We start from the raw sequence: 11690 nt of genomic DNA on the forward strand, positions 1-11690 counted from the left end.
ACCCGACGTCGGCTATCCGCGCGAAACACCGGTGCGGCACGATGGTGGGAGGGTGCGACCCACCCGTTACGGCACACATTCCGCCAACAACAGGAGTAGTGCGTTGACAACTGAGTTCGTGCGCCACGATCTGGCCACAAACCCCCACAGCACAACCGAACCCGACCGCGTTCGGGTGATCCGCGAGGGGGTGGCCTCCTACCTACCCGACATCGATCCGGAAGAGACGTCGGAGTGGCTGGAGTCCTTCGACGAACTGCTGGAGCGCTCCGGCCCGTCACGGGCGCGCTATCTGATGCTGCGATTGCTGGAACGGGCGGGCGAGCAGCGAGTCGCCCTTCCGTCGCTGACGTCAACCGACTACGTCAACACCATTCCGACCGAACTCGAGCCGTGGTTCCCCGGCGACGAGGACGTCGAGCGGCGCTACCGGGCGTGGATCCGGTGGAACGCCGCCATCATGGTGCACCGCGCCCAGCGCCCGGGAGTTGGTGTGGGCGGCCACATTTCGACTTACGCCTCGTCGGCGGCGCTGTACGAGGTCGGCTTCAACCACTTCTTCCGCGGCAAGGCGCACCCCGGCGGCGGGGACCAGATATTCATCCAGGGCCACGCATCCCCGGGCATTTATGCGCGCGCCTTCCTGGAAGGCCGGTTGTCCGCCGACCGGATGGACGGCTTCCGGCAGGAGCACAGCCACGCCGCCGGCGGGCTGCCCTCCTACCCGCACCCGCGGCTGATGCCCGAGTTCTGGGAATTCCCCACGGTGTCGATGGGCCTGGGCCCGCTCAACGCCATCTACCAGGCGCGGTTCAACCACTACCTGCACGACCGCGGCATCAAGGACACCTCCGACCAGCACGTGTGGTGCTTCCTGGGCGACGGCGAAACGGACGAGCCGGAGAGCCGCGGACTGGCGCACGTCGCGGCGCTGGAGAGCCTGGACAACCTGACGTTCGTGGTCAACTGCAACCTGCAGCGTCTCGACGGCCCGGTGCGCGGCAACGGCAAGATCATCCAGGAGCTGGAATCGTTCTTCCGCGGCGCCGGCTGGAACGTCATCAAGGTGGTCTGGGGCCGCGAGTGGGACGCCCTGCTGCACGCCGACCGCGACGGCGCGCTGGTGAACCTGATGAACACCACCTGCGACGGGGACTACCAGACGTACAAGGCCAACGACGGCGCGTACGTGCGCGACCACTTCTTCGGGCGCGATCCGCGGACCAAGGCACTCGTGGAGAACATGAGCGATTCCGAGATCTGGAACCTCAAGCGCGGCGGCCACGACTATCGCAAGGTCTATGCCGCGTACCGCGCCGCCGTCGACCACAAGGGTCAGCCCACGGTGATCCTGGCCAAGACCATCAAGGGTTACTCGCTGGGTGCGCACTTCCAGGGCCGCAACGCCACCCATCAAATGAAAAAGCTTGCGTTGCAAGATCTTAAGGACTTCCGCGACGCGATCCGGATCCCGATCAGCGATGCCCAGCTGGAAGAGGACCCCTACCTGCCGCCGTACTACCACCCCGGCCCGGACGCCCCGGAGATCCGGTACATGCTCGACCGGCGCCGCACGCTGGGTGGGTTCCTGCCGGAGCGCCGAACCAAAACCAAGGCGCTGCGACTGCCCGGCCGCGACACCTACGCCGCGCTGAAGAAGGGGTCGGGAACCCAGGAGGTCGCCACCACCATGGCGACCGTGCGGACCTTCAAAGAAGTGTTGCGGGACAAGGAAGTCGGCCCGCGCATCGTGCCGATCATTCCCGACGAGGCGCGCACCTTCGGCATGGACTCGTGGTTCCCGTCGCTGAAGATCTACAACCGCCTCGGCCAGCTGTACACCGCAGTGGACGCCGAGCTGATGCTGGCCTATAAGGAAAGCCAAGCCGGGCACATCCTGCACGAGGGCATCAACGAGGCCGGGTCGGTGGGGTCGTTCATCGCGGCGGGCACGTCGTATGCGACGCACAACGAGCCAATGATTCCGATTTACATCTTCTATTCGATGTTCGGCTTCCAGCGCACTGGCGACGGGCTGTGGGCCGCCGCCGACCAGATGGCGCGCGGCTTCCTGCTCGGGGCCACCGCGGGGCGCACCACGCTGACGGGCGAGGGCCTTCAGCACGCCGACGGCCACTCGCTGTTACTGGCCAGCACCAACCCGGCGGTGGTCGCCTATGACCCGGCGTTCGCCTACGAGATCGCCTACATCGTGGAGAGCGGCCTGGCGCGGATGTTCGGGGAGCACCCCGAGGACGTCTACTTCTACATCACCATCTACAACGAGCCGTACGTGCAGCCGCCCGAGCCGGAGAACTTCGATCCCGAGGGCGTGCTGCGCGGCCTCTACCGCTACCACGCCGCCACCGAACAGCGGGCCAATAAGGCGCAGATCCTGGCGTCGGGGGTGGCCATGCCGTCGGCGCTGAAGGCGGCGGAAATGCTGGCCGCCGAATGGGACGTCGCCGCCGACGTGTGGTCGGTGACGAGCTGGGGCGAGTTGAACCGCGACGGTGTGGCCGTCGACAGGGCCAGGCTGCGCCACCCGGACCGGCCCGCCGGCGTCCCGTACGTCACCCAGGCCCTCTCGGACGCGAGCGGGCCGGTGATCGCCGTCTCGGACTGGATGCGCGCGGTTCCCGAGCAGATCCGGCCCTGGGTGCCGGGCACCTTCGTCACCCTGGGCACTGACGGGTTCGGCTTCTCCGACACCCGGCCGGCCGCCCGGCGGTACTTCAACACCGACGCCGAGTCGCAGGTGGTCGCGGTGCTGGAGGCGCTGGCGCGCGACGGGGAGATCGATCCCTCGGTGCCGGTCGCGGCGGCCCGGCAGTACAAGATCGACGACGTGCAGGCCGCCCCGGAGCAGACGTCCGATCCCGGGGTGGCCTGACGCCCGGTCTCGCCCCCACACGCCGCCTACCCACCGGCGCGAACCGAGTGTGAACTTAGTGTCACGCTGGGTGCCGAACGTGAAGTTAGCTTCACGCTCGCGGTCAAACGCACGGCCCGACGCACGTTCAAACGCACGGTCCGAGCGCGCCCGGCTTGAGGACTTCTTAAGAACGCCACGCGCGCCTTTGGAAGAAACTTCTAGAAAAAGCGCGTAGGTTTTAGGGGTGAATGACAACCCCTTCGCCGGTCCGTTCGCCAAGCAGCCCCGCTCGCCGCTGGAGCTGTTGGACACGGTGCCGGAGTCCGTACTGCGGCGGTTGAAGCAGTACTCCGGCCGGCTGGCGACCGAAGCGGTCTCGGTCATGGGCGATCGGTTGCCGTTCTTCGCCGAGCTGGAAGCCTCGCAGCGGGCCACCATGGCGTTGGTGGTGCAGACGGCCATCAACAACTTCGCCGAGTGGATGCAAGACCCGCACAGCGACGTCAGCCACACCGCGCAGGCCTTCGAACTGGTGCCCCAGGACCTCGCCCGCCGGATCGCGCTGCGGCACAGCGTCGACATGGCGCGGGTGACCATGGACTTCTTCGAGGAAGTCGTCCCGCTGTTGGCCCGCTCCGAAGAGCAGCTCACAGCGCTGACGGTGGGCATCCTGAAGTACAGCCGGGACCTGGCGTTCACCGCCGCCACCGCCTACGCGAACGCGGCCGAGGCGCGCGGGACCTGGGACAGCCGAATGGAGGCCAGCGTCGTCGACGCGGTGGTCCGCGGCGACACCGGCCCCGAACTGCTGTCCCGCGCCGCGGCGCTGAACTGGGACACCACGGCCCCGGCGACGGTCGTGGTCGGCACCCCGGCGCCCGGACGCGACGGGTCGACCGGCCCCGACGACAGCGAGCGGGCGAGTCAGCACGTCCGCGATATCGCCGCCCAGCACGGGCGCGCGGCGCTCACCGACGTGCACGGCACCTGGCTGGTCGCGATCGTGTCCGGCCAACTGTCGCCAACCGACAAATTCCTGGGCGATCTGATGGCGGCGTTCGCCGATGGCCCGGTGGTCGTCGGGCCCACCGCTCCCATGCTGACGGCCGCCTACCACAGCGCCAGCGAGGCCATCTCCGGCATGAACGCCGTCGGCGGCTGGCGCGGGGCGCCACGTCCCGTGTCGGCCCGCGAACTGCTGCCCGAACGCGCCCTGATGGGCGACGCGTCAGCGATCGTGGCACTGCACACCGACGTCATGGGCCCGTTGGCAGACGCGGGGCCGACGCTGATCGAGACCCTTGACGCCTACTTAGATTGTGGCGGCGCTATTGAGGCTTGTGCCAGAAAGTTGTTCGTTCATCCAAACACCGTCCGCTACCGACTCAAGCGGATCACCGACTTCACCGGCCGCGATCCCATGCAGCCGCGTGATGCATATGTGCTGCGAGTGGCGGCGACGGTGGGGCAGCTCAACTACCCGACCCATCCCTCTAGCGCTACCAGTAATGCGATGCCCGCGGTTCCGTTGCCGGTCAAAGGGGCTGTTGTCGGACAAACCGGATGATAGTGACCCAGGCAACAGATCGCGGGGCGATATCAAACCCGTAGCTTACCGAGCTGTTTTGTAGGGACTACACAAAAACCTAAGACGAGGTTCATAATCTGTTACACCCGCCAAAACCGTTTCCACAGTGTTCTCTTAAACACGTGATTGCATTGCTTGCGCCCGGACAGGGTTCGCAGACCGAGGGGATGCTCTCGCCATGGCTGGAGCTCCCCGGCGCCGCTGACCAGTTGGCGCTGTGGTCCAAGGCCAGCGGCCTCGATCTTGTGCGCCTGGGCACCACCGCATCGACCGAAGAGATCACCGACACCGCGGTCACCCAGCCGCTGGTCGTGGCCGCCACGCTGCTGGCCCACCAGGAGCTGACCCAGCGCGGCCTGCTGTCGGACACCGAGCTGGTCGTCGCCGGCCACTCCGTCGGGGAGATCGCCGCCTATGCGATCGCCGGCGTCATCGCCGCCGACGACGCCGTCGCGCTGGCCGCCACCCGCGGCGCCGAGATGGCCAAGGCGTGCGCCATCGAGCCCACCGGCATGTCCGCGGTCCTCGGTGGCGACGAGGCCGAGGTGCTGGCCCGGCTCGACCAGCTCGACCTGTTCCCGGCCAACCGCAACGCCGCCGGGCAGATCGTTGCCGCGGGCGCGCTGACCGCGCTGGAGAAGCTGGCCGAAGACCCGCCGGAGAAGGCCCGGGTGCGCGCCCTCGGGGTGGCCGGGGCGTTCCACACCAAATACATGGCGTCGGCGCTCGACGGCTACGCAGCGGCGGCGGCCGCCGTTCAGACGTCCGAGCCCACCGCCACGCTGCTGTCGAACCGCGACGGCAAGCCGGTCGCCTCGGCGGCCGCGGCGATGGAGGCGCTGGTCACTCAGCTGACCCAGCCGGTCCGTTGGGACCTGTGCACCGCGACGCTGCGTGACCTGGAAATCACTGCGGCCGTGGAGTTCCCGCCCGCGGGCACTCTCACCGGTATCGCCAAACGAGAACTTCGGGGGATCACGGCTCGTGCCGTCAAGTCGCCCGCAGACCTGGACGCTTTGGCCGAGCTCTAAAGCCAGCTCGACCAGTTGCACAACCAGTACAACCGCATAGCACGTCAATTCGACTAACACACAACACATTACGAAGGGAAGCACGCTGTGGCTGTCAGCCAGGAAGAAATCATCGCCGGTATCGCCGAGATCATCGAAGAGGTAACCGGTATCGAGCCCTCCGAGGTCACCCCGGAGAAGTCCTTCGTCGACGACCTGGACATCGACTCGCTGTCGATGGTCGAGATCGCCGTTCAGACCGAGGACAAGTACGGCGTCAAGATCCCGGACGAGGACCTCGCTGGTCTGCGTACCGTCGGTGACGTCGTCTCCTACATCCAGAAGCTCGAGGAAGAGAACCCCGAAGCTGCCGAGGCGCTGCGCGCCAAGCTGGAGACCGAGAACCCCGACGCGGTCGCCAACGTCAAGTCGAGGCTGGAAGCGGACAGCAAGTGAGCAAGCCTTCCACTGCTAATGGCGGTTACCCCAACGTTGTGGTAACCGCCGTCACGGCGACGACATCGATCGCGCCGGACATCGAGAGCACGTGGAAGGGTTTGTTGGCCGGCGAAAGCGGCATCCACGTCCTTGAAGACGAGTTCGTCAGCAAATGGGACCTGCCCGTCAAGATCGGCGGTCACCTCAGGGAGCCCATCGACGAACACATGAGCCGACTGGACATGCGGCGCATGTCGTACGTCCAGCGGTTGGCCAAGGTGTTGAGCGGTCAGCTGTGGGAGTCCGCCGGCAGTCCGGAGGTCGACCCCGACCGGTTCTCGGTCGTGGTCGGCACCGGGCTCGGCGGCGCTGAGAGGATCGTTGAGACCTACGACCTGATGAACGAGGGCGGCCCCCGCAAGGTGTCGCCGCTCGCCGTTCAGATGATCATGCCCAACGGCGCCGCGGCGGTGGTGGGCCTGCAGCTCGGCGCCCGCGCCGGGGTCATCACCCCGGTCTCGGCCTGTTCGTCGGGTTCTGAGGCGATCGCGCACGCGTGGCGTCAGATCGTCATGGGCGACGCCGATTTCGCCGTCTGCGGCGGTGTCGAGGGTCCCATCGAGGCGCTGCCGATCGCGGCGTTCTCGATGATGCGGGCCATGTCGACGCGCAACGATGAGCCTGAGCGCGCATCGCGGCCGTTCGACAAGGACCGCGACGGCTTCGTGTTCGGTGAGGCCGGTGCGATGATGATCATCGAGACCGAGGAGCACGCCAAGGCCCGCGGCGCCAAACCACTGGCCCGGTTGATGGGTGCAGGCATCACCTCGGACGCGTTCCACATGGTGGCGCCGGCGGCGGACGGCGTGCGCGCCGGCCGCGCAATGACCCGATCGCTGGAGCTGGCGGGGTTGTCCCCCAAGGACGTTGACCACGTCAACGCCCACGGCACCGCGACGCCGATCGGTGACACCGCCGAGGCCAACGCCATTCGCGTCGCCGGTTGCCAAGGGGCGGCGGTGTACGCGCCGAAGTCGGCCCTGGGGCACTCGATTGGTGCGGTCGGGGCGCTGGAATCTGTTCTTACGGTATTGAGCCTTCGGGATGGCGTGATACCGCCGACGCTGAACTACGAAACCCCCGATCCGGAGATCGATTTGGACGTTGTCGCGGGCGAACCCCGCTACGGCGACTTCCGTTATGCGATCAACAACTCGTTCGGGTTCGGTGGCCACAACGTGGCACTTGCCTTCGGGCGCTACTGAGTGCGGCGTCCGGCGACGACGCGGGCCGCGGAGGCCCGAGGAGGAGCCGGACAATTACGGAAGGAACGTTCGCAAGACCCATGACAGAGCTGGTTACCGGGAAAACACTCCCGAATGTGGTCGTCACTGGCGTTGCCATGACGACCGCGCTGGCAACTGACGCCGAAAACACCTGGAAGCTGTTGCTGGACAAGCAAAGTGGTATCCGCAAGCTCGAGGATCCGTTCGTCGAGGAGTTCGACCTGCCGGTGCGCATCGGCGGGCATCTGCTGGAGGAGTTCGACAGCCAGCTGACCCGCGTCGAGCTGCGCCGAACGGGTTACCTGCAGCGGATGTCGACGGTATTGGGCCGGCGGGTGTGGGAGAACGCGGGTTCGCCCGACGTCGACACCGCCCGCTTGATGGTCTCGATCGGTACCGGCTTGGGCTCGTCGGAGGAGATGGTCTTCAGCTACGACGACATGCGCGCTCGTGGGATGAAGGCCGTCTCCCCGCTTGGGGTGCAGAAGTACATGCCGAACGGCGCGTCTGCGGCGGTGGGCCTGGAACGGCAGGCAAAGGCCGGGGTCCTCACCCCCGTCTCGGCGTGCGCGTCGGGATCCGAGGGCATCGCGCAGGCCTGGCGCAACATCGTGTTCGGCGAGGCCGACATCGCCATCTGCGGTGGCGTCGAGACCCGGATCGAGGCGGTGCCGATCGCGGCGTTCGCCCAGATGCGCATCGTGATGTCGACCAAGAACGACGACCCGGTGGGCGCGTGCCGCCCGTTCGACCGCGACCGCACCGGGTTCGTGTTCGGCGAGGCCGGCGCGCTGATGGTCATCGAGACCGAGGAACACGCCAAGGCCCGCGGCGCCAACATCCTGGCCCGCATCATGGGCGCCAGCATCACCTCCGACGGCTACCACATGGTCGCCCCGGACCCCAACGGCGAACGCGCCGGGCACGCGATGAGCCGCGCCATCCAGCTCGCCGGGCTCAGCCCCTCGGACATCCACCACGTCAACGCCCACGCCACCGGCACCTCGGTCGGTGACGCCGCCGAGGGCAGAGCCATCAACAACGCACTGGGCGCCAACAAGCCGGCGGTCTACGCCCCCAAAGCCGCCCTGGGCCACTCGGTGGGTGCGGTCGGCGCCGTGGAATCCATCCTGACCGTGCTCGCGCTGCGCGACCAGGTGGTCCCACCCACGCTCAACCTGGAAAACCTCGACCCCGAGATCGACCTGGACGTGGTGGCAGGCAAGCCACGGCCGGGCAACTACGAGTACGCGATCAACAACTCGTTCGGATTCGGCGGACACAACGTGGCCATCGCCTTCGGGCGGTACTAAACCCGAGCAACACCGGAATATCAGGAGACCTGCGATGACTATCACGGCCCCCGAGACGGTTGGCGAGTCGCTCGACCCGCGCGACCCGCTGTTGCGCTTGAGCTATTTCTTCGACGACGACACCGTCGAGCTGCTGCACGAGCGCGATCGCTCCGGTGTGCTTGCCGCCGCGGGGACCGTGAATGGTGTGCGCACCATCGCGTTCTGCACCGACGGCACCGTGATGGGCGGCGCGATGGGCATCGAGGGCTGCACGCACATCGTCAACGCCTACGACACCGCCATCGAGGAGCAGAGCCCGATCGTGGGTATCTGGCACTCCGGCGGTGCCCGGCTGGCCGAGGGTGTGAAGGCTCTCCACGCGGTGGGTTTGGTCTTCGAGGCGATGATCCGGGCGTCTGGCTACATCCCGCAGATCTCGGTCGTCGTCGGCTTCGCGGCCGGCGGTGCCGCCTACGGGCCGGCCCTGACCGACGTCATCGTGATGGCCCCGGAGAGCCGGGTGTTCGTCACCGGGCCCGACGTGGTGCGCAGCGTCACCGGCGAGGACGTGGACATGCGCTCGCTCGGTGGCCCGGAGACGCACCACAAGAAGTCCGGGGTATGCCACATCGTCGCCGACGATGAGCTCGACGCCTACGCGCGTGGTCGCCGGTTGGTCGGGTTGTTCTGCCAGCAAGGACATTTCGACCGCAACAAGGCCGAGGCCGGTGACACCGACATCCACGCGCTGCTGCCTGAATCGGCACGGCGGGCCTACGACGTGCGTCCGATCGTGACCGCGATCCTCGACGACGAGACGCCGTTCGACGAATTCCAGGCCAACTGGGCGCCGTCGATGGTCATCGGGTTGGGCCGGCTGTCCGGCCGCACGGTCGGCGTGCTGGCCAACAACCCGTTGCGTCTGGGCGGTTGCCTGAACTCCGAAAGCGCCGAGAAGGCAGCACGTTTCGTGCGTCTCTGCGACGCCTTCGGCATTCCGCTGGTGGTGGTCGTCGACGTGCCCGGCTACCTGCCCGGCGTCGACCAGGAGTGGGGCGGGGTGGTACGTCGCGGCGCCAAACTGCTGCACGCGTTCGGCGAGTGCACGGTTCCGCGCGTCACGCTGGTCACCCGAAAGACCTACGGCGGGGCCTACATTGCGATGAACTCGCGGTCGCTGAACGCCACCAAGGTGTACGCGTGGCCGGACGCCGAGGTGGCGGTGATGGGCGCCAAGGCCGCCGTCGGCATTCTGCACAAGAAGAAGCTGGCCGCCGCGGCCGATCACGAGCGCGAGGCACTGCACGACCAGCTGGCCGCCGAGCACGAGCGGATCGCCGGCGGCGTGGACAGCGCCATCGAGATCGGCGTGGTCGACGAAAAGATCGACCCGTCGCACACCCGCAGCAAGCTCACCGAGGCGCTGGCCCAGGCGCCCGCGCGCCGCGGCCGCCACAAGAACATCCCGCTGTAATTTCTCGGGCCCTTTTTCGCGAGCGTAAGCCCACTGCGAAAAACCGCATCGAAAATCGCAGTCCTCTTACGCTCGCGGAGGGCCGAGTATCGCCGAAAGCGCCTGCCGCAGCTCCCCTTCGGGCTCGGCGGGCAGCGTGTCGCAGCGCCACCCGACAAAATCGTCCGGGCGGACCAGCAGCGCCCCTTGCGGCCCGAGGCCGGTGACCGCCGCCCACTCGTCGCTGTAGAAGCGATGCGCGGCCAGCGATGCCGAAGCCGCTGCCGCGCACCATCGCTCGTCGCCGGACAGCACAGTGAACCGGGGTCCCAGCAGATCGAGTGTCGAGACGCCCTCGTGCACCCAGACGTGCGGCACCCGAGTGCCCGGCTGGGCACGCAGCTCCTCCACCAGTCCGCCATCGTCGGCGTCACCCGTCACGACCGCGGTCGAGCGGTACCGGTACCCGATGAGCAGGGCGAACATCGAGCACTCTTCGTCGGCTGGCAATTGCGGCGCGTCACCGCCGGCACGCAGCAGGGCCACCGACGGCCCGCTGAGCGACTGGCGCGCGGCGAACCGGCCCACCGGATGACGCTCGTCGTGGTAGGTCGCCAATAATTCCGGCGTGGCCCCGCCGTGCAGAACGGCGGCCAGTTTCCAGGCCAGGTTGTGGGCGCTTTGGATGGCGGTGTTGGCTCCCCCGGCCTTGAACGGTGGCATGGTGTGCGCCGCATCGCCGACGAGAAATGCTCGTCCGCAATCGAATTGGTCGGCCACCCGCTCGTAGGGCTGCCACGTCGCAACCTCGATGATGTCGATGTCGACCCGCTCGCCGATCGCCTTGGTGAGCAACTCGGTGCAGCGCTGCGGCGTGAACTGTTCGGCCGTCTCCCCCGCGCCGGGAAAGTAGGTGGTGATGAACATGCCGAGATCGCCCTCGGCCACCAGGAATATGCCATCCACGTCGTCGTTTTTGACCTGCACGCCGTCGCCGTCGTGCAACTTCGGGATGAACCGGCGCCAGGGCGCCCGGAAGTAGACGAAAACGACGTAGATCGGCAGTGCGCCGTAGCCGGATGTGCTGATGCCCAGCGATTTACGGATCGGGCTGTGCACACCGTCGGCACCGACGAGATAGTCGGCGCGAATGGCCTCCGACCTCCCGGTATCCGCCTCGCGGACCACCGCGGTGACACCGGTTTGATCCATCTCCAGCGAGGACAGTTCCGTGCCGTAGCGCACCTCGCCGCCGCCTCGTCGCGCAGCGTCGCGCAGGATGGGCTCGAGCCGGCTCTGCGGGCAATACTGGGCCGCCGGCTCCGGGCTGACGTTGTCCAGGCCGGCGAAGATCGCGTCAATGTCCAGCGCCGGTTCCTCCACGGTGCTGATGAGGGTGGGCTTGACCACCAGCGCCGAGACGTGCTCGGCGACCGCCCGTATCTCGTCCCGAAGACCCAGCCCGCGCAGGATTTCCGAGCTGCGGAAACTCAGGTTGCGGGCTTTGGGGTACAGGAACGATTCCCGTCGCTTCTCGACCAGGAGCGAGCCGACCCCGTGCTGGGTCAGCAGCGCCGACATGGCCAGGCCGCCGACGCCGGCCCCAACCACGAGCACCGGAACTCGGGTGGTCATCTCGTCTCCCTTCGCCATCGTTCGGCAAAGTGGCAGTCTCTCTCATTAGATACTAACTTTCAATACTGCCAAAGCGCCTTTCGTGCCGCGGCATGGTGCAGGATCGACCC

The 11690-nt window shown here is 67.3% G+C and carries 8 protein-coding genes; 7 read left to right on the forward strand and 1 reads right to left on the reverse strand.

Annotated features, from left to right (window positions below):
- Positions 1-103 precede the first annotated feature (103 nt).
- From aceE to G6N50_RS08805, 7 genes are all read left to right on the forward strand, one after another.
- Complete coding sequence (aceE, locus tag G6N50_RS08775) at positions 104-2893, forward strand: pyruvate dehydrogenase (acetyl-transferring), homodimeric type (RefSeq protein WP_083099202.1); 2790 nt, start codon at positions 104-106, stop codon at positions 2891-2893.
- A gap of 226 nt (positions 2894-3119) precedes the next feature.
- Positions 3120-4442, forward strand: a complete 1323-nt coding sequence (locus tag G6N50_RS08780; RefSeq protein WP_083099205.1) for a PucR family transcriptional regulator — start codon at positions 3120-3122, stop codon at positions 4440-4442.
- Between the two features lie 143 nt (positions 4443-4585).
- Positions 4586-5494, forward strand: coding sequence for an ACP S-malonyltransferase (locus G6N50_RS08785; RefSeq protein ID WP_083099208.1), 909 nt, complete (start codon positions 4586-4588; stop codon positions 5492-5494).
- Positions 5495-5581: 87 nt separating this feature from the next.
- Positions 5582-5929 (forward strand): meromycolate extension acyl carrier protein AcpM, encoded by a 348-nt coding sequence (gene acpM, locus G6N50_RS08790; protein ID WP_064877187.1) that lies wholly within the window; start codon positions 5582-5584, stop codon positions 5927-5929.
- On the forward strand, positions 5926-7176 hold the full coding sequence (gene kasA, locus G6N50_RS08795; protein ID WP_083099210.1) for a 3-oxoacyl-ACP synthase KasA: 1251 nt from the start codon (positions 5926-5928) through the stop codon (positions 7174-7176). The genes acpM and kasA overlap by 4 nt, the downstream gene beginning before the upstream one ends.
- Positions 7177-7256: 80 nt before the next feature.
- Positions 7257-8510 (forward strand): 3-oxoacyl-ACP synthase KasB, encoded by a 1254-nt coding sequence (gene kasB, locus G6N50_RS08800; RefSeq protein WP_163650829.1) that lies wholly within the window; start codon positions 7257-7259, stop codon positions 8508-8510.
- A gap of 34 nt (positions 8511-8544) precedes the next feature.
- The gene (locus G6N50_RS08805) at positions 8545-9966 is read left to right on the forward strand and encodes an acyl-CoA carboxylase subunit beta (protein ID WP_083099790.1); all 1422 of its coding nucleotides are present in this window, start codon (positions 8545-8547) and stop codon (positions 9964-9966) included.
- Positions 9967-10032: 66 nt separating this feature from the next.
- Here the strand turns inward: G6N50_RS08805 and G6N50_RS08810 are convergent, their stop codons facing one another.
- Entirely contained in the window at positions 10033-11598 is a 1566-nt protein-coding gene (locus G6N50_RS08810) for an FAD-dependent monooxygenase (RefSeq protein WP_083099792.1), read from the reverse strand.
- Between the last annotated feature and the right edge of the window lie 92 nt (positions 11599-11690).

Origin of the sequence: Mycobacterium mantenii (genome assembly GCF_010731775.1) — a bacterium.
GTDB lineage: Bacteria > Actinomycetota > Actinomycetes > Mycobacteriales > Mycobacteriaceae > Mycobacterium > Mycobacterium mantenii.